The sequence below is a fragment of the Paraburkholderia sp. RL17-380-BIE-A genome, from assembly GCF_046028085.1.
GTDB lineage: Bacteria > Pseudomonadota > Gammaproteobacteria > Burkholderiales > Burkholderiaceae > Paraburkholderia.
Genome location: NZ_JARESQ010000004.1, coordinates 87,037 through 107,865 on the forward strand (window position 1 = coordinate 87,037; position 20,829 = coordinate 107,865).

16 protein-coding genes are annotated in these 20,829 nt (G+C 62.9%); 6 read left to right on the forward strand and 10 right to left on the reverse strand.

Features of this window, described 5'->3' with window-relative positions; translation table 11 throughout:
* Positions 1 to 54 precede the first annotated feature (54 nt).
* Complete coding sequence (locus P0D68_RS07855) at positions 55 to 2,256, reverse strand: NHL repeat-containing protein (protein ID WP_408292744.1); 2,202 nt, start codon at positions 2,254 to 2,256, stop codon at positions 55 to 57.
* Between the two features lie 683 nt (positions 2,257 to 2,939).
* On the opposite strand from P0D68_RS07855, the gene P0D68_RS07860 reads away from it, so the two are divergent.
* The 6 genes from P0D68_RS07860 to P0D68_RS07885 all read left to right on the forward strand — a co-directional run bounded on the left by P0D68_RS07860 (position 2,940) and on the right by P0D68_RS07885 (position 8,917).
* Positions 2,940 to 4,061, forward strand: a complete 1,122-nt coding sequence (locus tag P0D68_RS07860) for an acyltransferase family protein (RefSeq protein ID WP_408292747.1) — start codon at positions 2,940 to 2,942, stop codon at positions 4,059 to 4,061.
* A complete protein-coding gene (locus tag P0D68_RS07865; RefSeq protein WP_408292750.1) occupies positions 4,058 to 4,786 on the forward strand; it encodes an SGNH/GDSL hydrolase family protein in 729 nt (242 codons plus the stop codon). Before P0D68_RS07860 ends, P0D68_RS07865 begins: the two co-directional genes overlap by 4 nt.
* Before the next feature lie 149 nt (positions 4,787 to 4,935).
* The gene (gene gmd, locus P0D68_RS07870; RefSeq protein ID WP_408184702.1) at positions 4,936 to 5,979 is read left to right on the forward strand and encodes a GDP-mannose 4,6-dehydratase; all 1,044 of its coding nucleotides are present in this window, start codon (positions 4,936 to 4,938) and stop codon (positions 5,977 to 5,979) included.
* Between the two features lie 671 nt (positions 5,980 to 6,650).
* A complete protein-coding gene (locus P0D68_RS07875) occupies positions 6,651 to 6,878 on the forward strand; it encodes a hypothetical protein (RefSeq protein ID WP_408292753.1) in 228 nt (75 codons plus the stop codon).
* The gene (locus tag P0D68_RS07880; protein ID WP_408292756.1) at positions 6,871 to 8,241 is read left to right on the forward strand and encodes an N-acetylmuramidase family protein; all 1,371 of its coding nucleotides are present in this window, start codon (positions 6,871 to 6,873) and stop codon (positions 8,239 to 8,241) included. The genes P0D68_RS07875 and P0D68_RS07880 overlap by 8 nt, the downstream gene beginning before the upstream one ends.
* A complete protein-coding gene (locus P0D68_RS07885) occupies positions 8,225 to 8,917 on the forward strand; it encodes a hypothetical protein (RefSeq protein WP_408184699.1) in 693 nt (230 codons plus the stop codon). The genes P0D68_RS07880 and P0D68_RS07885 overlap by 17 nt, the downstream gene beginning before the upstream one ends.
* A 154-nt stretch (positions 8,918 to 9,071) precedes the next feature.
* On the opposite strand, the gene P0D68_RS07890 is transcribed toward P0D68_RS07885, so the two are convergent.
* The 9 genes from P0D68_RS07890 to P0D68_RS07930 form a co-directional block, all read right to left on the reverse strand.
* Positions 9,072 to 10,238, reverse strand: coding sequence for a glycosyltransferase family 4 protein (locus P0D68_RS07890; RefSeq protein WP_408292759.1), 1,167 nt, complete (start codon positions 10,236 to 10,238; stop codon positions 9,072 to 9,074).
* Between the two features lie 79 nt (positions 10,239 to 10,317).
* Complete coding sequence (locus tag P0D68_RS07895; RefSeq protein ID WP_408292762.1) at positions 10,318 to 11,547, reverse strand: glycosyltransferase family 4 protein; 1,230 nt, start codon at positions 11,545 to 11,547, stop codon at positions 10,318 to 10,320.
* The gene (locus P0D68_RS07900; protein WP_408292765.1) at positions 11,544 to 13,025 is read right to left on the reverse strand and encodes a glucose-6-phosphate isomerase; all 1,482 of its coding nucleotides are present in this window, start codon (positions 13,023 to 13,025) and stop codon (positions 11,544 to 11,546) included. The genes P0D68_RS07895 and P0D68_RS07900 overlap by 4 nt, the downstream gene beginning before the upstream one ends.
* A gap of 3 nt (positions 13,026 to 13,028) precedes the next feature.
* Positions 13,029 to 14,207, reverse strand: coding sequence for a glycosyltransferase (locus tag P0D68_RS07905; protein WP_408292768.1), 1,179 nt, complete (start codon positions 14,205 to 14,207; stop codon positions 13,029 to 13,031).
* Positions 14,208 to 14,307: 100 nt separating this feature from the next.
* A complete protein-coding gene (locus P0D68_RS07910; RefSeq protein ID WP_091800524.1) occupies positions 14,308 to 15,240 on the reverse strand; it encodes a glycosyltransferase family 2 protein in 933 nt (310 codons plus the stop codon).
* Positions 15,241 to 15,302: 62 nt separating this feature from the next.
* The gene (locus tag P0D68_RS07915; RefSeq protein ID WP_408293620.1) at positions 15,303 to 17,501 is read right to left on the reverse strand and encodes a polysaccharide biosynthesis tyrosine autokinase; all 2,199 of its coding nucleotides are present in this window, start codon (positions 17,499 to 17,501) and stop codon (positions 15,303 to 15,305) included.
* A gap of 121 nt (positions 17,502 to 17,622) precedes the next feature.
* Positions 17,623 to 18,852: a polysaccharide biosynthesis/export family protein gene (locus tag P0D68_RS07920; RefSeq protein ID WP_091794289.1), complete on the reverse strand. Its 1,230-nt coding sequence runs from the start codon at positions 18,850 to 18,852 to the stop codon at positions 17,623 to 17,625.
* Positions 18,846 to 19,301 (reverse strand): arsenate reductase/protein-tyrosine-phosphatase family protein, encoded by a 456-nt coding sequence (locus P0D68_RS07925; protein WP_091794292.1) that lies wholly within the window; start codon positions 19,299 to 19,301, stop codon positions 18,846 to 18,848. The genes P0D68_RS07920 and P0D68_RS07925 overlap by 7 nt, the downstream gene beginning before the upstream one ends.
* Before the next feature lie 55 nt (positions 19,302 to 19,356).
* A complete protein-coding gene (locus P0D68_RS07930) occupies positions 19,357 to 20,814 on the reverse strand; it encodes a UDP-glucose dehydrogenase family protein (RefSeq protein WP_091794294.1) in 1,458 nt (485 codons plus the stop codon).
* Positions 20,815 to 20,829 lie beyond the last annotated feature (15 nt).

Consider the following 20,829-nt stretch of genomic DNA (forward strand, 5'->3'; position numbering starts at 1 on the left):
GGTCTTTCCTGGGTGTTGCCTCGCTATGCGAATGAAGCGTTCACGCCTCGCTCATCAAGGTTTCCAGCGGTACATCATCACTTTGCCGCGCGCGTCTTCCTCGACGAACACGAGGTATTCGCCATTGGCGCGCCTGGAAGCGCTGATGCCGTTCGGCACATCGACCCAGCCCGACGCGCGGCCCACTTCCGGGCCCGGCCGGATCACGCCGAGCTCCTTGCCGCTGTCCTTGTCCCACACGTGCACCGCGCCGACCGGCTCGACGCCGAAGATGTATTGCCCCTCGACCGTCAGGCCGATGATGGTGGCGATGGGTTTGCTCTGCGTCTGCCACGGCAGCGTGATTGCATAGCGCTGCACCGGATTGCCGCTCGACCATTTGTCGTAGCGCACCAGCACGCGGCCCACTTCTTTCCAGAAGCCGCGATCGATCGGCGTGTCGGCCGTGTAGCCCGTCACATACATGGCGTCGGTGTCCGGGTCGTAGATCGCGCGGTGCAGTTCAGTGAACGGTTGCGGCACCGGGTACTGCGTCATGTTCGAGTACGCGTAGACCGGATTGCCCTTCGCATCCAGCCCGCCGAAACGGAAGCGATAAATGCCCTTGGTATCGCGCGTGCGCCAGATGTCGCCAGCGGTATCGACCCACCAGCCCCAGCCGCCCGCGAGCTTCGTACCGGACGTATTGAGCGTGAATTCGTCGGTGTTGAACTTGCCGTCGCCATTCGCATCGCGCCAGATCCAGTCGCCGCCGGGCGGCGCATTCGGCACCTTGGCCACGGCGCGCTCACGTCCCGCGATGAAGCCCGAGGGAATCGCCGTCTCGCCGTCATGCTGCGGATCGAAGCGATAGATCTTCAGATGGTCGGCATACATGTCCGTGAGATACAGAAACGTGCGGCCCTTCAATTTGCGGGCGATCGGCAGGCCCGGGTACTGATCGGTGTGAAACACCGGGTCGTCCGGATACTTGAACCGGTTCGACAGAAAACCCGCGTATTTCCAGTCCTGTCCCGCAGGCTTCGACAGATCGAGTTCGAAGCGTTTGTTGCCGGTATAGACGCTGTCCGGACGCGACGGATCGATCCATGCGCCGTCGACGAACAGCAGCCCCTGCACCTGCCAGTTCTGCTTTCCGTCCGGCGCATAGCTTTCGAGCGTGGCGCCGAGTCCCGCGCCGATCGGGGCATAGCGCGGACCAATGCCGTTGGTCGACACATACACGTTGCCGCGCGCATCCACGCCCACGCCGGTCAGTCCGTTGAAACGCTGCGAGCCCGGCTTGCCGGCAACGCCGCTAAAAATGCCGCCGTGCTCGCCGAGCGAGCCCGACTCCGCATAGCGGCCGTTATTCCTGCTGAAATACAGCACCTGTTGACGCGGACCGTTGTCCGCGATCAGGATGCGGCCTTGCGCATCGATCGCGATATCCACCGCAATCGTGCCGGCAGGCAGCGTGAAATTTTCGTCGATGCGTTTGCCCGCCGCCGTGTAGTGCTCGACGTGCGGCGCAGCGTCGTTGCGCGTACCGCTTAACAGCCACAGCGTACCGTCCGGCGCCAGCGCGAGTCGACCCGGCTCGTGCACGCTCCAGGTGGTTTTCTGCTGCATCGATTCCGCGTCGTACACCTCGATACGATCGCGCGCCGTGTTGGCCGCGTACAGCGTGGTTTCGTTCGCCGCGAGGCCGCCGATTTCGGCGCTCGTGTCGGTCGGCACTTCGTTCATCATCAGGAAACCCGCCGCCAGTTGCGCATGCGGGTCGGCGCTTTTCGCTGCGGGCTGGAACGGGGCGGCGCGTTTCGGATCGGCGATCTGCCGGCGCGAAATGCCGAACCATTGCTTGCCCTTCTCCGGCCACACGCCCTGCTCGACCAGCCGGCCCTTCTCGTTGCCGACCGCGATCGCGACGAACGCATATTTGCGATTCACCGCAACCGCACTGCCGCCGCTGTTGCCCCAGCCATGCGTGCCCCCTGCGAAGCCGAGCATCTTGCCGTTCTGATAGACGCTCGCCTCAGCGCCGCTTTCGTCCCAGGGCGCGTTCGTATAGACCTTGCCGTCCGGCGTCACCGCGATGGCGGTGATGTTGATCTGCGCCCAGGTGCCATCGCCGAAACCAAATGTGTTGCCAATCCATGACGTCTTCGCGTTCAACGCGGTTTCCGCATGAACCGCGAAACTGACCGATTGCGCAGTCAGTCCGGCGGCGCATGCGAACACGGCGAGCCAGCTTTTGAACGTGAAACGGGGCAAGGTATTTCCTCCAATCAACGCTGCGCCGCGCGCGCCGCAACTTGGCTCGCGCGCAGATCGCGGGTGCACAACCCAGTGAAATGACGGTACGAATCGCGGTCGATCTCGTGATGCAAGTCGCCAGAAGCCATGCAAGGACATGAGACAGATTCGTGCGCGGACAGGACTCAGGCAGGCGATGACAAGAACAGTTGCCGCGAGTCCGGTGCTCCGGCAGCGAGGCGAGGCGCGAAGCCCACGCGCCGTCCTTGGCCGCCCAATCCGCACGGCTCACATTACGCGGAAAAAACACCGCGACGAAAATCGAAAATAATTCAAAAATATTCGGCGCTTTAAGCGTTGTGAAAGAATTCAATTTAAAAATCGATTAAAAACAGATCGACTACGGCGCGTATCGCCGTACGCGCCTTTGCGCCATCCTTACCGATCTTCCGCGCGGCGATCCGCATTTATTACACCGCTGCTCATCCATTCGATACAAGCATAAAAATCCATTGCGAATGGACAACGAAACACCCTGTTGCAATATGATTCATTTATCCAATTCATTCCCGTTTTTTCACGATTTTCTTTTCCCTAGAATCAATTGCACTTCCGTTGCGACGCGAAGCGAGCGCGCCTGTTCTCCGCAACTCTCGCGCGATCCTTCGCCCGGCCCATCTGCTTCACACCATGGACGGTTCATGACTGCCAGCGCACTGCCCTTAGCGCCCTCCCACTCCCGCCGCATCGTGCAGCTCGACGGCTTGCGCGCCATCGCCGTGCTCGCCGTGTTCGCGCAGCACGCGTTGAAGGCGCCGCTGTGGATGGGTGTCGATCTGTTCTTTGTTCTGAGCGGGTTTCTGATTACCGGCATCCTGCTCGAGCGCAAGGCGCGTGGGCAGTCGTATTTCGGCTATTTCTACGCGCGCCGGGCGCGCCGCATCCTGCCGCCCTACGTGCTGCTGATGGTGGTGTCATCGATTCTGTTCGGCTTCGGCTGGGCGCAGCACTGGCAGTGGTACGCATTCTTCGCGACCAATATCGGCGACGCGCTCAACCAGAGCGGTCACGACAGCCTGAATGTGCTGTGGTCGCTCGCTGTCGAAGAGCAGTTCTATATTTTCTGGCCATTCGTGATCCTGCTCGTGCCCGAGCGCGTGCTCGGCTACGTGGCGGCCGCGTTGATCCTGCTCGTGCCCGTGCTGCGCGCGGTGGCCACGCCCTGGTTCGATTCGTTCTGGCCGATCTATTACCTCACGCCGTTCCGCATGGATCTGCTCGCGGCCGGCGCGTTGCTGGCGGTCGCCGTACGGCGTGACCGCAATGCGCTCGAGCCGTTCAAGGGGCTCGCAGTGCTGGGAATGATCGCGGCGCTCGCGGTGCTGGCGTGGCTGCACCTGCACTTTCCGCGTTTTCGCGCGGCTAACACGCCGCTCTCGAATGCAGGGCTCTATAGCGTTTCGTTGGTGCTTTGTACTTCCGTCGTGGTCATCGCCCTGCAGAGCAAGGGCATCGTCAAACGGCTGCTGTGCAATCCCGTGCTCGTCTATATCGGCACCATCAGCTACACGATCTATCTGATTCACCTGAGCGTGCTGTACGCGCTGTGGCCGCTGCATCTGAACCGCTATGTGACCGCCGCGCTCGCGCTAGCGATCACGCTCGTCTACGCCACCTTCACCTGGTTCGCATTCGAGAAGCGCCTGATTTTCGGCTCGGCGGGCAACGCGCATGCGCCGCTAAAAGCGCAGACGCATCCCCAACCGCAAACGCAGCCCGCAGCGGGCGGCGGCGTCAACACGGCGCCGCAAAGCCGCGCATGAAGCGCCGCGCATGGCTCGTTGCAAGCGTATGGGCGAGCGCGGCGATGCTCGGGTCGACCGCGCTCGCCGCGACGCCGGGCCCGCGAACGCAAGTGCTGATCGAGGCCTACGGCGATTCGACCACGCTCGGCATTACCTGCAGCGACGGCCATTGCGGCCCGCAAGCGCAAAACGCGGTGACGTATCTACAGGACGAATTGCAGGCGCATCACGGCGGCCAGGTGCGCGTCACGAACTACGGTGTGGGCAACACGATGGCGATGCAACTGCGCGACGGCACGGGCAATCGCCGTGCCGGGCCGACGGCCGGCCTGCCGTGGCAGGAGCGGCTCGCCGCTTCGCCCGCGCAGATCGTGCTGATCAACTACGGCATCAACGAAGTCATGCAGAACCAGACGCCCGAGCAGTTCTACACGGCCGAGACGGCGCTCGTAAAGACCGCTCGCGCGCTCGGCAAACAGCCTGTTCTGCAGACCGCGAACCCGATGCCGGACAACCGGCTCAACGCGCGGCTCGCCACGATGGTCGCGATGACGCGCCGCGTGGCCGCCGAGCAGCAGGTGCCGCTCGTCGATCAGTTCGCCTACATCAGCAGTTTGCCGGACTGGAAGACGTTGATGTCAGACGGCGCGCATCCCAAGCCGGGGTTGTACCGGCTGAAGGCCGAACAGGATTTTCAGGTCGTCGAACCGTTGGTGCGGCGGCTGCTGGACGGCACGCCGTGAAGCGCTTTTTCAAGTGCGTTTCGCCTCTTCGGCATCTTTGCCGCGGGCGAAAACGTGCTTCTGAGATGTGCTTTCCGAGTGCCGATGAAATGCGCCTTAACCGGCGCGACTGCTTTTTCTTTTTCTTTTAACAATTCCGAAGGCAAGCTATGAGCCAACCACGCAAAGCGATCATCACCGGCGTATCCGGACAGGACGGCGCCTATCTGACCAAACTGCTGCTCGACAAGGGCTACCACGTGACCGGCACCTACCGGCGCACGAGCTCCGTCAATTTCTGGCGCATGCGTGAGCTTGGCGTGCTCGATCATCCGAATCTGCGCCTCGTCGAACACGACCTCACCGATCTCGGTTCGACGCTGCGTCTGCTCGAAGGCGCGCAGGCCGACGAGTTATACAACCTCGCCGCGCAGAGCTTCGTGGGCGTTTCGTTCGACCAGCCGGTGACGACCGCTGAAGTGACCGGCATCGGCGCACTGAATCTGCTCGAAGGCATCCGCATTCTCAACCCGAAGACCCGCTACTACCAGGCGTCGACGTCGGAAATGTTCGGCCTCGTGCAGGCCGTCCCGCAACGCGAGGACACGCCCTTCTATCCGCGCAGCCCTTATGGCGTGGCCAAGCTGTTCGCGCATTGGTCGACGATCAACTATCGCGAGTCGTACGGTCTTTTCGCGAGCAGCGGGATTCTGTTCAATCACGAATCGCCGCTGCGTGGCCGCGAATTCGTCACCCGCAAGATCACCGACACCGTCGCCAAGATCAAGCTCGGCAAGCAGGACGTGCTCGAACTCGGCAACATGAGCGCACGACGCGACTGGGGCTTCGCGCTCGAATACGTGGAAGGCATGTGGCGCATGCTGCAAGCCGATGAACCGGACACCTTCGTGCTCGCCACCGGCCGCACCGAAACGGTCCGCGATTTCGTGCGCATGGCGTTCGCTGCCGCGGGCTACCAGCTTGAATGGTCGGGCAAGGAAGAACGCGAAACCGGTATCGATGTCGCCACCGGCAAGACCCTGGTGCGCGTCAATCCGAAGTTCTATCGCCCCGCCGAAGTGGACCTGCTGATCGGCTGTGCCGACAAGGCTCACGAAAAACTCGGCTGGAAGCCGGAAACCACGCTGGAACAGCTGTGCCACATGATGGTTCATGCGGATCTCGGACGTAACCAGCATCACGAGACGTTCTGATTCGCGGTGACGAGGCGCCGCCGTGCCGGCGGTTGCGCATCGTCACCGGCTGGTGTCTTTTCTCATGCCATGCCTCGTTGCGAGAACACGCGAACAGGCGTCGCCCCTTATGGAGCGGCGATTCAAGGAATTCGACCGCCTTTCACCGCGCCCGATAGACCTCCGTTAGATCGGCAACAGTTCGACGCAAAGCACGATGATGTTTCGCAACCGGAGGCACAACCGGTGCCGCCAGGGTCCGTCGTGAAGTGCCAGTCGACCCCGCATTCGTGGCCGTCCTTCGCCATGAATCTATACATCCCCCAGCTCACCGAAATCTGCGTGCCGTTACTGCATGGCGCCCGTATCGCGGCCTGACGATCAGTCAGCTTGCGCACGCCTACGCGCGAAGGCGCCCAACTCAGGACGAGGGAGCCCGCACCGTCGATGCGCTCGCGCAATCCAACAGCCTGTCGTAATGATCTGACAGCAGAACCGGAACGGTCCGATACCTGAAACTCTCGCCATGCGGTCAAATCGGGTGTCGCGCTCAGGCGGTCCCGTCAACCGTTCGCTCCGCTCCCGCTTGGCGTGCACCTCTCCCTGGTTAGTCCCCAACCGCGGCCCATGACCGCCCACACCATTACGGCTGCCGTATTTCATTGTGTGGGTTCAATGGCGGGAGAGTCAGCTTGATCGCATCTACCTGTCAGACGGCTGATTGCTGGCAGCGGGGAATGTTGAAGGAAGGCGCTACGGCAGCCGCCCACGCGCCCACGCCCACAAAGGTCAACTACGAGATCGGTGTGGAAAATCGTTTCGTTGTCGAGCGGGTTTTGACCGCATCGAATTGGGCCGCGGGGGCAAAGGGCAGCTATCGGGCGATAACGTTAAACACGCTGGAGGAATTCCTTGAATAAACCGCATCAGAATGGGCATGCCTCGACGCGCCCAAAAGCGCCGCCTGATCCGTTTGTTGAAGTGACTATCGTTTTCCGCGACGCACTGAATCACCCTATCGAGCGGCTCGCTGTGCGCGTTGCAGCCGGGACTGGCGCGGCGCCGGCTCCGATTTGGGTGACCGGCTCCGACACGGCACCGCGGCCCGAGTCAGAACCGCCAGCACTAGAGGCAACGGCGAACAACAGTACTGACGCCGTGACAGACAAAGACGGGTACGCCATAACGATCCAGAACGCCGCGCGTGGCCAGCCGCTTGATGTCCTGGTCAGGAACCGCCATGGACAATATGTATGGAAGGCAACGGTAACGCCAACAAAGGACGTGAATGCCTATGTGATCAACAGTCCCGAATATCATCTTGACGGTGTGACGCAGATTACGCCGCAGAATACATTCGAGCAGGACGTGACCATTCCCGTCATGAAAGACGGCGAAATCATGACGATGGATAGGCTGATTAATGAGTTTGGCCCTTACATCGGCTCCGCTCGAAAGGTCACCGAGCAGGGCAAGGTAAAAAAGGACTTTCCGGCGAAAAGGAATGAAACGCAAAACGATCCCGCCACCGGCAAATCAAAAACCACAATCACGATTGAGCATCATTACCGCGTAGTCGATACAGGCAAGCCGCGAACCATCGCGATAAATCTACTTGCATCCCGGTTGAATTTCCCAAAGAGTCTGGATATTTCCGATGCGAAGTACGCCGAGATTTCGCGGAGAATAAATTGCGAAGTCGCTGCTGTTAAGGCTGTAGCCGAGACCGAATCCTCGGGATTCGGATTCTGTGACAATGGGTTGCCAAAGATCCGCTTCGAACGCCATTATTTTTTTAGAGCATCATTGGCTGTCAACAAAAGAGCCAATGGGGTTTGGCAAAAACAGAAGAATCCGTTCCCGAAGGTGCCTGATTTGTCGTGGCCCAAATCGGGAGGCTACAGCATGGGCGAGCCCGCAGAGAATGGAATCTGGACGCACAGCGACACAGACATCATGTATCAGTACCAGCGGATGGTAAGAGCAGCAAACCTTGATTCCAATGCCGCATTCATGGCGTGTTCGTGGGGAGCATTTCAGGTGATGGGTTACTTCTATAAGGAGTGCGGCTACTCTTCGCCGGCAGCATTGGCGAATAGCGTGATGACCGGCATCAACGAACAGCTGGAACTATTTTTCGCCTATGTTTCATATGTCAGCCCTTTGGCGTTAGACGCGCTACGAGACAAGAATTGGGCCGGTTTTGCGCAGGCTTATAACGGTGCAAACTGCCCACCATCCTATGCTTCAACAATGAAGAGAAACTATGATAAATATAAGTAAATGGGGGCGCCTGTGCCTGATGACGTTGGCTGCACTTACTTGCAATGCCGCTAGCTCCGCAGAGGCATTGATTTTCGACAACCCTTTTTTTGTGGCAATTCGCGCTGGAGACAATGTCTACGGATACTATTACTCCAAAGACGAAAGGTTTTCCTGTCTATTCATGTTTTCAGGAGTCAACCAGCTTAAAAATATCGATAATAGATCCCCCGCCCAAATAAGAATCGAAACATATAGCCCAAACCTTCACCAGGCATCTTTTGCCTACACGGACAGGGATAAACTGTTTGACGTATCAGGAGATTTATTTGTTAGCTCAGAAAAATGGGTTATTAGAACAGAAAAGCCTCAAGGCGCCTGCAATGGGATCGGAGCAGATTTTGGAAAGTCTCCCGACGATCCCGCTGCGACGCGTTTCACCGTCGAGAAAAAGATCGAGGTCGTTGGGATTGGAATTGCGAACCGGAAAACTTTTTTCTATCGCCAGCCTGGCGCAGAAATAGAGAAAAGATTTTTGCTGAGGGGAGATATTGCGCTGATAATTTCGAAGCGCGGCGACTTTGCCCATGTCCGGTTTGCGAACCCCAACCTGGTTTCGTCGACCCGCGATCCCGTTATTACCGGATGGATACGGTCGGCCGATCTAAAAAACCCCCTTCCGCCCCTTGCGCATTAGTTACAACGCCGCAAGTTCCTCCAAGCCGGGATGTGATGCCAAAAACCGAGTTCCGCGTTCGCTAAGAATGCGCTCTTGCAAGAAGAGACGCGGCGCCCGATCGCAATGATCGAGGCCCCGCGTCTTTTTCATTTCACCGCGCCTCAGGCTTGATTCAGTGCACCCCACCCGCCGCAATCGCCTCGCTATACACCGAGGCCACCCGTTTCGCGATCACCGCGTTATCGAAGTTCTCGCGCGCATAACGGCGGCATGCCTGGGCATCCGGCAATTTCAGCGTACCGTTGAGCGCGCCCGCCAGTCCGTCCGCGATCGCCTTCGCACCCGTCCCCGGCAGCACCAGATCCGGCGACAAACCCGCCACCGCTTCCGGCAAGCCGCCCACCGGCGTGACCAGCACCGGCGTGCCCGAGGCCAGCGATTCGACCGTGATCAGGCCGAACCCTTCCAGCGCGACGGTCGGCACGACACTGATATTCGCCGCGCGATAGAGCGCCGCCAGATGCTGATCGGGCACGAAACCCAGCAGCTTGACGTTATCTTCCAGACCCGCTTCATTGATGCGCGCCTGCAGTTCGCCCTCCAGCCGCCCCTTGCCCGCGATCAGCAGCAGCACGTCCGGCGCACTGCGCTTGAGCAGCTTGATCGCATCGATCAGATCTTCGAGGCCCATGCGGCGCACCAGACGCCGCACCGCCAGCACGATCGGCCGGTCTTGCGGCAATTGCAGTTTGAGTCGCGCCTCGGCCGGAGATATCGGCAGATTGAACTGCTCGACATCGACGCAACCGGGCACGACGCGCACGCGGTCCGGCGCGATGCGATAGCGCGACGTCAGAATCTTGCCGAACGCTTCGGACAACACGATCAGCCGCGACGAGCGCGCATAGACCGATTGCTCCAGATAGCGCTTGGCGCGCTGGCCAAGCGAATCGGCGCCTTCCACGTGACTCTCGTCGGCCCATGGTCCCTGAAAATGCGAGACCTGCGGAATGCCGCGCGTCACGTCGAGGCCCGGAAACGTGTAGAGCGCGAAGTGCGACGAAATCACGTCCGGGCGTGACGTGCTGAGTTCCTGGCGCAGCGCGCGGCGCGCGGCCATCAGCCGCAACGGCAGCGATTGCGCGGCGGAGCCGAAGCCGTTGATCGCGCCACCGGTGTCGGCGGCTACCTTCGGCGAGCCGGCCACCACGCCGCGCACCGCGACGCCCGCGCCCGGCAGCGCGCCGACCAGCGAGTAGTACATGCGGTCGAGGCCGCCCGCGCGCTCGGGGAACCAATGCATCCCGATCTGCAGCGATTTGATAGAGCTCGTCGTCATGGTTGTGACCCCTGTGCGTTCTGAGAGTTGTGATGGTTAAGCGATGAAACCGCCGGCGGGTCGATACGAACCCGCCGCGTCATTCCGCGCTCTTCTGGCCGGCCAGCGTGTTCAGCGTCAGCGCGTCGGTCTTGGCGACCGCCGCCGCTTCCGCCTCGCTGCGCCGGCGATCCTTCTGCTGCCCCGCCAACTGGCGATACAGCGCGATGTATTGCGCGGCCATGCGCGCCCAGCCGAAGCCGGTTGCGAGTTCGTTGGCGGCCACGCCCATCGCACGGCGCGCCGCGTGGTTCTCGGCGAGGCGTGCGACCGCGTGGGCCAGCGCCTTGGGATCGTCCGGATCGTCGAGCACGATGCCGCATTCCGGCGTGATGATTTCAGCGCCGCCTGCCGTGCGCGCCGTGACCACGGGCAAGCCCGCCGCCATCGCTTCGAGCAGCGACAGGCTCATCGCCTCATAGCGCGACGGGAACACGAAGGCGTCGACCGAATGCATCAGCACCGGCATCTCTTTCACGAGACCGAGAAAATGCACGCGATGCGCGATGCCGAGCGCCTTCGCCTCTTCCGGGTAAGGACTGCCCGGCAGGAAGCCGGCCACCGCGATCTGCACGTGCTCGGGCAAAAACTTGAGCGCGGCGAGTACGGTGCCGAGATTCTTGCGCGGCGTGCGCAGGTCGCCGACGAACAACAGCAGGAACGCGTCCTTCGGCAAACCGAATTTCTCGCGGTCGCCGGAGGCCGCGGCAAAGCCTTGCGTATCGACGCCGTTGTAGATCACATCGACACGGTTGCCGGGCGTGAGGCCGATCGCGCGGATCTCATCGGCGACCTTTTGCGACACTGCGGTGATGACCTTCGAGCGCCGGTAAGCCCAGCGCTCCAGCAGCGCATTGCAGCGCGTATAGACCGACTGATACGCGGACCACACGCCCTTGGTGAGCCCGAATGGGTAGTACTTGCTGCCGAACCAGCCGCTATGCACGAAGTGCGAGGTGTTGACGTCGGCGGGCATCCACGTAATGAAGCCGTTCACGTGCAGCACGTCGTACTCGCGGCGATGCGCGCGCAGCCACATCGCGCTCTTGAATGCGAACACCTGCTGGCGCAGCAGATTGGTCGGCCACCAGCGGCCGATTTTTACCGGCACCCAGCGGACGTTCGGATGCGCGAGCAGATCCGGCGCGACGTGCGAGGCGACCAGCGTGACGCCGATGTTCTCGTCGAGCGCCGCGCGGGCGATCTCGTGGTTGACGCGCCCCTGGCCGTCGTTATGGCGCACAACGTGCGTGACAATGGCGACTCTCAATCAGTGCCTCCGTGGATAGATAGCGTGCGGTATGACGCATTGGCGCGGTTGATTTTTTCGTAATGCACCGCGGAAAGAATCGAGAAAACACCCATGAAAAGCAGCAGGCCGCCGGTGCCGACCAGCGAATTGGTGAACACCAGCATCGCGAAGGTGGCGAGACTCAGGCTCATGCAGGCAGACACGAATTTATCGTTGCGCAGCTTGAACGACGCGAGCACCGCGCGCGTCACCAGCCAGATAATTCCGGACATGTAGAGCAGCGTGCCGGGCCAGCCGAGCACGAACGGAATGTTCATCACGCCGCTGTCGAAGTTGCCGTACTGGCCGAGCTGGCCGCCGTCGTTCGAGAGCTTGGTGGAGGTGCCGGTGGCGCCCATGCCTTCGCCGGATACATCGGTAAAGGCCGTTTTGGCGAAGGTCGCGTAGAACTCGTTACGCGCGGCGTAGCTCTGGTCGTCGTTCAGGTTGACGATGGTGGTCAGGCGCGCCTGCATCCGCTCGGCCACCGGGCCGACCGCCAGCAGCGGCACGCATAGCCCCGCCAGCAACACCGCGCTGGCCACGATACGCACGCGCACCTTGTTGTTCGACTTGACGAGCTGGATCAGCAACGCGATGACCCACCCGCCCCACGTCGAGCGCACGAGGCTCAGCGCGAACGAGAAAAAGCCCAGCGCCGCGGCAACCCAGCGCACCCGGTGCGTGGCCGCCATCACGAAGACCATCGCGCCCATCATCGCGAACGCGAACGGTCCCGACGAATTCATCGTGCTGAACACGCGCACGCCCATCGGCACCGGATCGCCTTGCGAGTTCATCTGCGAGCCGAGCATCCACAGCGCGTCCCACTGCGGCATGATGAAAAACTGCACGAGGCCGTAGCCGCCCATCACCAGCATGCCCCAGATGAACGTGTTGACGATGGTGTCGCGGTACTGCGGATACTGGCGCGTATTCGCCATGATGTGAAAGCCGATCAGGATCGGATAGAGCCAGTTGGCGAGGTCGTAGGTGGCCGCGAGCGGCCCGCTCGACATCACGCCCACGAGGAACGCATAGATGAGCCCGAGCAGGACCAGCAGCACCGGCAGGCCGCGCCGTTGCGCGAGCAGCTTGTAGTAGCGCAGCAGCGAGAGCGCGCTGATCATCGTCACCGCGAGCGGTGCGACCTGAATCAGGCTGGTCGGTGTGAACGATCCCTTGGACCAGTCGGCCAGACGCCGCACCTCCGGACTCAGGAACCACAGCCACCACATGAAGCCGATATAGCGCGCCGGGCTCTTGAAGTAGAGCCACAGGCCAGTCAGGATCGCGAGCACCGGAAACGCGAGCGTGAGCACCGTGCCCTGATGCGCGCCGATCAGCAGCGTCGTGACGAACCACAGCAAAGCCTCCGGCAGCCATTCCTTGCGGGCGCGGGACTTGGCCCGTCCCGTGCCGTTCGCGCTTGCGGCGCTTCGCGCAATCGTCGACATCGTTCAGAGCCCCCCGCGCGACTGGCGCGCCGGCCGCTCGGACTCGGACACACCCGCAGCCGCCGTCGTCATGCCGGCCGCCGAGCGCGCGCGCGCCGCGGCGCGAGAGCGCAGCATCTCCTGCGTGATCCGCACATGCTGCATGGCGTAGTGCTGTGTGGTTAGATCGCGCGCGAGCAGGCCGGCCGCGGCCGCCTGCGCCTGGCGCAATGCGTGCATGGGCTCGGCTGCGAGCTGGTCCACGGCCTCGCGCAACGCCTGCGGGTTGAACGGCGGGATATAAGACGCCTCGCCGGCCGGAAAATAATCCTGCAACGCGCCGACATTCGTGACCACCATCGGCTTGCCGACCGCGGCGGCTTCGAGCATGACGGTGATGCCGGAGGCGTGCGAATTCGGCCGCAGCGGCACGACGATCACATCGGCCCAGTCGTACAGTTCGTGTTGTTTCTTGATGCCGGAGAACAGCGCGATCTCGACGTTGGGCGCTCGCAGCGAAGCGGGAATGCGCCGCCGCGTCGCGAGCTTCACCGTGTAGCGCGCGTCGTTGCCGAATGCCTTGATGAGCGTTTCCCAATCGCGGTCACGGTCGTTGCCGATGGCGGCGATGCGGATCGGCGTGTGCGGCGTCCATTCGGTGGGCGTCTTGACCGGGAAATCGCGCGTATTCAGACCGTACAGCAACGCCTTGGCGTCGCGATCGAAGTAACGCTGGCACAGCCCGGCGTTTTCGCTCGCGAGCGTGGTGAGTTGATCGGCGCGCGTTATCAGCTTGCGATACAGCCAACTGCGCAAAATGCCGTAAGAAGGCCATTTATCGAGCAGCCACACGCTTTGCGCGAGCAGCAAGGGGCCGTGATCGGCGCCGGCCTTGCGGCCGCTCAGCAGCAGCATGAGCGCCGCCGAGAGCCATTCCTGTTCGGTGTGCGTCCAGATCACGTCCGAGCGCAGCATCTCGGCGCGGTTGCGCCACGTATGAATGAAGTCGAAGCCGAGCGCCGCCTTCAGCGCACGGCGCAACAGGCGCACCGGTTTGCCTTCGCGGGCGTCCTGCGAATAGGTGAGCTTGAACGCGTCGGATTCCGCGTGGTGATAGCCGTACAGACAACCAATGTCGTCGCCCTGTCGATAAAAGCGCGGGTCGGCGCCGTAAAACAGATGAACGTGAACTTTCGTACTCATGCAGACACTCCGCTCTGCCGGTGGAAAGGGGCATCGGCGGCCCTGATGCGGGCCGTGCGCCGATGCGCGAACGTGCGGGACGTGCGGCGCGGTGTCGTGCTCACGCGGCGCGGGACAGCGCGCGGCGCGCTTCGTGCGCGCCGGTGCGCACGGCTCGCCAGCGCGTGAGCTTCAGGCCCGCCTGCTTCGAGAGCAGCGCGAGCGCCGCGTGCGTGAGCCCTGGATAAACTCGCGTGCCGACCAGCGTCCACCACCACCACGCGGTCTCGCGGTGCAGCGGCGGCAACTGGTCGCGCAGGATCAGATGGAAGTTGAACGCGGCGTTGCGCAAGGCCGCCATGGTTTGCGCGTCGCGCCGGTCGTCGTCGAAACGCTCGGCGGGAAAGTGATCGACCGCCACGCGCGGGTCGTACATCAGCTTCCAGCCGGCGTTCCTCACCGCCAGGCTGAACGCCATGTCGTTGTGAACCTGTGCGCCCGCGCCGCGCAGGCGCGCGTCGAAGCGGATGGTGCGCACCGCCTCGCGGCGGTAGCTCATGTTCGCGCCCTTCAGAATGTCCACTTCGCGCGCACCGCCCACGCCGAGATGATGATTGCCGATAATCTTGCCGTGCGCCGTGACCTTGCCCACCAGCGGCCGCTCGCCGTCGAGCACGCGACCTTTCTCGTGCACCCAGTCGCGCCCGCCGAGTGCGCCGAGGCGCGCATCGCTCGCGAACGCGGCCGCAATGCGTTCGACCCAGTCGGCGTGCGGCGCGGCGTCGTCGTCGGTGATCGCGATCACGTCGCCTTTGGCCGCGTCCAGCCCGCGATTCAGCGCCGCGACCTGGCCGGGCACCTCGACCAGCGCCACCGAGAGCGGCAACGCGCCCGGCACGGCCGGGTCGCGCAGGCAGGCGTGGGTCGCTTCGTCGTCGGCGCGCGCCACCACCACTACTTCGTCCGGCAGACGCGACTGCCGTTGCAGCGCGGCGAGGCAGCGCGCCAGATCGGCCGGGCGTCGATAAGTCGGAACCAGTACCGTCACTTTCATCGTGATGTCCTTTTTTAACGTCGTTGCGCGAGGTTCGAGTTGCATCCCTAAACGCATCCGGCTCAAGTGCTCAGGTATTCCTGAACCGCCGCGTAGCCCCGGTCGTAGCCGCCGCGCGAGCGGGCCGGCATGCCGTTGAAAATGCCGCCCTGCACGTGCACGCCGGCCGCGCGCAGACGCTTCAACGCGTCCGCGATCTCGCCTTCGCTGTGCACGCCCGAGCGCATCACGAAGAAGGTCGAACCGGCATACGCGCCGATAATCGACGCATCGGTCACGGCCAGCACCGGCGGCGTGTCGATCATGATCACGTCGTAGCGTTTGGCGAGACCGTCGAGGTATTGCGGCAGGCGCGGCGACATCAGCAGTTCCGACGGATTGGGCGGATGGCGGCCGCACGAGATGAAGCTCAGGCCGTCCACGTTCGAGCTGCGGATCGCTTCTTCCAGCGAGATCTGCCCGCTCAGCAATTCGGACAGACCGTTATCCGGCACGCCGCCCAGATAGCGCTCGAGCACGCCGCGGCGCATGTCGCCATCGATCATCAGCACGCGCTTGCCCGAATTCGCGAGCAGCACGGCGAGGTTGACCGTCAGGAAGCTCTTGCCGACTCCGGCCATCGGACCCGTCAGCATGACGATGCGGTTCTTCGCATCCATCATGGTGAACTGCATGGAGGTGCGCAGGCTGCGCAGGCTTTCCACCGTGACGTCCTTGGGCCGCGCATTCGCGAGCACCGAGCGCAGGCGTTCGCCGCCGCGCTGGAAGCTGGTCTCGAGCACGGCCTGTTCGGCGCTCTGCGGCACGAGGCCGAACACCGGCAGATGGAATGCGCGCTCGATGTGATCCGGGTCGTCGATGCCCTTGAACATATTGCGGCGCAGGAACACGAAACCCGTGCCCGCGATCAGCCCGAGAATCACCGCCGCCGACAGGATCAGCGCCTTTTTCGGCTTGACCGGCACACCCGGACGCAGCGCGACGTCGACGATATGCACGTTGCCGCCGGTGCCGGCCTTCTGCACCGACAGTTCCTGCACGCGGTTGAGCAGCAGCACGTAGATGTCTTCGGCCACCTTCGCGTCGCGCTGCAATTGCACGGCCTTCACTTCGGTGGCCGGCAGATCGCGGAAGCGGTCGGCGTATTTGGTGCGTTGCGCCTGCAATTCGGCCATCTGCGCACGCGCGGCGACGAGCATGGGGTGATCGTCCCCGTAACGCTCGGTGAGCTGCGCCATCTGCAGGCGCAAGCCGGCGATCTGCTGCTCGTACTGCACGCTGCCTTCGAGGTACACCTTGGCCTCGTCGCTCGCGTTGATCGAGCCGGACTGACGTTGATACGCGGTCAAGGCGGCCTCAGCGCGTTCGAGATCGGACTTCAGGCGCGGCTCTTCACTCTTCAGGAAGTCGAGCATCTTGCTCGCGTCGGCCTGCTTGTTCAGCACGTGCTGGCGCACATACGACTCGGCCAGCGCATTGGCGACGAGCGCGGCATGTTCGGGGCTCTTGTCCTCCAGCGAGATCTGGATCACGCCGGTTTGCTTACCCTGCTCCTGCACCGTGATGGCCGACTGGAACGCGGAGATCGCGTCGAGGTCGTTGGCGCGCATCACCGTGAATTCCTCGCCCGGGCGCGCCACCAGTTTGTTGACCATCATGGTCACGCCGCCGCCCTGCTCCTGCTGGCCGACGAGGCCGCGCAGCAACAGCGCGCCGTTTGCCGCATACAGTTCGTAGTGCTGGTCGTCGATCACCTTCATGGTGAGCTTCTGGCCTTCCAGCGCGGGCACCACGTCGATCGAATCGACGTCGGCCTCTTCACCGCCCCATGCGTACGACGACAGACCCAGCCACGGACGCGCCGGCTGACCCGGCGTCGCCATGCGCGCGGCGATGCTGCCGAGGAGCGGCAGCGTTTTCGGCGTGACGCTGAAGTTCAGCTTCAGTTGCTGCACGACCGGGCCGACCACGCCGCGGCTCTTGATGATTTCGATTTCGGCGTCGGTGGGCAGCGAGGTCGAGCCGGTGGTGATCGCGGCGCCCGTTTGCGTCTGCGTGAGCGCCTGCGACGTGTTGTCGGACTGCTCGACTCGCACGTGCGCATCGGCGGAATAGATCGGCTTGGCGAGGAAACAGTACGCGCCCGCGATCGCGACGATCACGGCGGCAATCGCGATGAGCCACCAGATGTCGTCGAGGATCACCTGGACCAGTTGTCCGAGGACGACGTCCTCTTCTTCGGTCTTGATCGGACCGGCCATGTGTGGAGAGATTTGGTTGCTCACAGTTCGCTTCCCGTATCGGTTACATCGGCATTTGCTTCGGTCCCGCGCCGCGTCCCTGAAGGACGGCGCGGCGCGGGCCTGACGACGGCTCAGACGATTAGCGCGTCAGCTGTTTCAGGTAGAACAACGTCTGCACACTCGGCAACACCTGCTGCAACACACGGTTGAAGGTGGTCGACGCAGCGGTGCCCACGTACACGACATCCAGCGGCTGCAACTGGAACTGCGAGGACAGCATGATGGCGTCCGGTTGCGTCATGTCGAGGCGGTAGACATCCGGCGTGGTCGGATGGTCTTTCATGCCGCGCATCACGAAGATCTGGCGCGGATTGGCGTCCGTGTCGAGAATGCCGCCGCCTTGCGTGAGCGCATCGGCGATCGTCATGCGACCTTTGATGATCGGCAACTGGATCGGCGTTTTCACCTCGCCCATCACGAACACGCGGCTGTCGGTGCGGTCAGGCACGTTGATCACGTCGCCGTTCTGCAGCATCACGTTCTGTGTGGTGTCGCCGCGATCGAGCATGCGGTCGGCGTCGAGCACATAGAGTTTGTTGTTGCGCGTGAGACGTACGCGCTGAATGTCGGCGTCCGCATTCGTGCCGCCCGAACGCGTGATCGCGTCGACCAGCGTGAGCGGCACGTCGCTCATGGCGAGCGGGCCCGGCGTCTTCACTTCGCCGGTCACCTGCACCTTCTGGCCGCGGTACGACAGCACGCGCACGTCGACTTGCGGATTGCGGATATAGCGCACGAGGCCGGCGCTCAACTGATCGCGCACCTCGCCGACGGTTTTGCCGGCGGCCCGGATGCGGCCGACGAACGGGAAGAAGATCGTGCCGTCGGCGGCGATGGTCTGGCCGTACGGGTCGGCCTGGCCCGGCAGCGCGGCCGTATACGGCTGCTGCAAGGCGCCGCCGACCGACTGCGTGGTGTTGCCGCCCGCCGACAGCGTGCTGCCCTGCGGCGTGGTCAGTTCAGGGTGGTCCCACACGGTGATGCCGAGAATGTCCTGCGGCGACAGGCGGTACACGTACTGCGACGGGTCGCTCAGCGTCGAGGGCGGCAGCACCTGCGTCTTCGCGGCGGCGGCTTGCGCCTGCGCGGTCACGACGGCGGCGTCGATCACATGGACCGGATAGGTCTCGGCGGGTTGACTGTCGTGCTGGCCATCGTCTTTCAGACGGGAGGTGTCGAGGTAATTGCCAGGTGCGGTGGCGCAGGCCGACAGAAAGGACGTCAGCAAAAGCGTGGCGGCAAGGTTCGACTTGAAATTCGTGTACTTGCCGTTCGCGAACGAGTGTGCAGCGAGTTTTTTCATCAGCATATTTTTTTCAGCCATCCCATGACCAGATGTTCGATGAGCACGAGACTCTCCCTATAAGCGGTTTCCGCACCGCCATGCGGATCGGCGACGTCGGAATCCGCTTCCCACTTGCCGAGCGGATAGACCTTGCCGCGCGAGGCCGGATCGAGCGCTTCGACGTCGCTCACCTGCGCGCGCTCGGTGACCAGCACCAGATCGGCGTTGCGCACGAGTTGCCGGTTCAGACGCCGTGAGTAGTGGATGCCCGAGGCGACGCCCTGCTCGTCGAGCAGGCGCCGCATCACAGGGTCCATGCCGTGACCGTTCACCGCGCGCAGGCCCGCCGAATGAAACGCGATCGGCGCCGAATGCGAACGCGACGCCGCGCGTTGCCGGGCCTTGAACAGCATTTCCGCGGCAGGCGAACGGCACACGTTGGCGTGGCAAACGATCAGAACGTTGGCAAACATGGCAGGCTCCGTGATGAGGCGCGTGGTGACGGCGTATCCGTGCGTCGGAACCGGATCAGCGGCCGGCTTCGGCCGTATCCGGCGTTTCCGCCGCTTCCGATCGCGCGAGCGGCAAGCCGTTTGCGCCGACCTTCGCCGGTGCGTTGCGCAGCGCGTGCTGACGGCCGATCGCCTGATACTCGATGCCGAGTTCGAGCAGCGCGTCCGGTTCGTACAGGTTGCGGCCGTCGAAAATCAGCGGCGTCTTGAGAATCCGTTTGAGCGAATCGAAGTCCGGGCTCTTGAACACCTTCCACTCGGTGAGGATCACCAGCGCGTCGGCGCCAACGGCCGCATCCATCTCTTCCTTCACGAATTCGAGGCGTGCGTGCTGCTGCGGCACGTCCTTCAGATCGAGCGCGAATACCCGCTTCGATTCGTCGATCGCGACCGGGTCGTACGCCTTCACGCGGGCGCCGCGGCGCAGCAGTTCGGCGATCAGCGGACGGCTCGGCGCTTCGCGCATGTCGTCGGTATTCGGCTTGAAGGCGAGGCCCCATACGCCGAAGGTGCGGTCCGACAGATCTTCGCCCAGACGCGAGACGATCTTGTGCGCGAGCACTTTCTTCTGCGTGTCGTTGACCGCTTCGACCGCTTCGAGAATGCGCAGATTCGCCTTGTGGTCCGCGGCCGTGCGGATCAGCGCCTGCACGTCTTTCGGAAAGCACGAACCGCCGTAGCCGCAACCGGCATACAGGAAGTCGTAGCCGATGCGCGGATCGGAACCGATGCCGCGGCGCACCGCCTCGATATCCGCGCCGACGCGGTCGGCCAGATTCGCCAGTTCGTTCATGTACGAAATACGCGTGGCCAGCATGGCGTTGGCCGCGTATTTGGTGAATTCGGCCGAGCGCACGTCCATGTACAGCGTGCGTTCACGATTGCGGTTGAACGGCGCGTAGAGGCGCTTCATCAGTTCGCGCGCTTTCTCGCCGGGCACGTCTTCGTCGCAACCCAGCACGATGCGATCGGGCCGCGTGAAGTCTTCCACCGCCGCGCCCTCTTTCAGGAACTCGGGATTCGACACCACCGAGAACATATGCGCGGCATTGCGTTCGGCCAGCTCGGCGGCGATCACCTCGCGCACGCGCGAGGCCGTGCCGACCGGCACCGTCGATTTGTCGACGATCACCTTGAAGCCCGTCATATATCGGCCGATATTGCGCGCGGCGGCCAGCACGTATTGCAGGTCGGCGGAACCGTCCTCGTCGGAGGGCGTGCCGACCGCGATGAACTGGATATCGCCGTGCGCGACGGCCGCTTCGACATCGGTCGAGAACTTCAGACGGCCGGCCTTGCGATTGCGCGCGATGATCTCCTGCAGACCCGGTTCATGGATCGGCACACCGCCGTTGTTGAGCACGTCGATCTTGCGCTGATCGACGTCGAGACAGAACACATCGTGGCCGATGTCGGCCAGACACGCGCCCGTCACGAGGCCCACGTAGCCACTACCGATGATCGTCAGGTTCATGTATTACACCTCGAA

Excerpts from the sequence above, each read along its gene's own strand:
- P0D68_RS07920 (WP_091794289.1), bottom strand. The coding sequence starts at position 18,852 with ATGCTGATGAAAAAACTCGCTGCACACTCGTTCGCGAACGGCAAGTAC.
- P0D68_RS07910 (WP_091800524.1), bottom strand. The coding sequence starts at position 15,240 with ATGAAAGTGACGGTACTGGTTCCGACTTATCGACGCCCGGCCGATCTG.
- P0D68_RS07905 (WP_408292768.1), bottom strand. The coding sequence starts at position 14,207 with ATGAGTACGAAAGTTCACGTTCATCTGTTTTACGGCGCCGACCCGCGC.
- gmd (WP_408184702.1), top strand. The coding sequence starts at position 4,936 with ATGAGCCAACCACGCAAAGCGATCATCACCGGCGTATCCGGACAGGAC.
- P0D68_RS07865 (WP_408292750.1), top strand. The coding sequence starts at position 4,058 with ATGAAGCGCCGCGCATGGCTCGTTGCAAGCGTATGGGCGAGCGCGGCG.
- P0D68_RS07860 (WP_408292747.1), top strand. The coding sequence starts at position 2,940 with ATGACTGCCAGCGCACTGCCCTTAGCGCCCTCCCACTCCCGCCGCATC.
- P0D68_RS07930 (WP_091794294.1), bottom strand. The coding sequence starts at position 20,814 with ATGAACCTGACGATCATCGGTAGTGGCTACGTGGGCCTCGTGACGGGC.
- P0D68_RS07900 (WP_408292765.1), bottom strand. The coding sequence starts at position 13,025 with ATGTCGACGATTGCGCGAAGCGCCGCAAGCGCGAACGGCACGGGACGG.
- P0D68_RS07890 (WP_408292759.1), bottom strand. The coding sequence starts at position 10,238 with ATGACGACGAGCTCTATCAAATCGCTGCAGATCGGGATGCATTGGTTC.
- P0D68_RS07915 (WP_408293620.1), bottom strand. The coding sequence starts at position 17,501 with ATGGCCGGTCCGATCAAGACCGAAGAAGAGGACGTCGTCCTCGGACAA.
- P0D68_RS07925 (WP_091794292.1), bottom strand. The coding sequence starts at position 19,301 with ATGTTTGCCAACGTTCTGATCGTTTGCCACGCCAACGTGTGCCGTTCG.
- P0D68_RS07885 (WP_408184699.1), top strand. The coding sequence starts at position 8,225 with ATGATAAATATAAGTAAATGGGGGCGCCTGTGCCTGATGACGTTGGCT.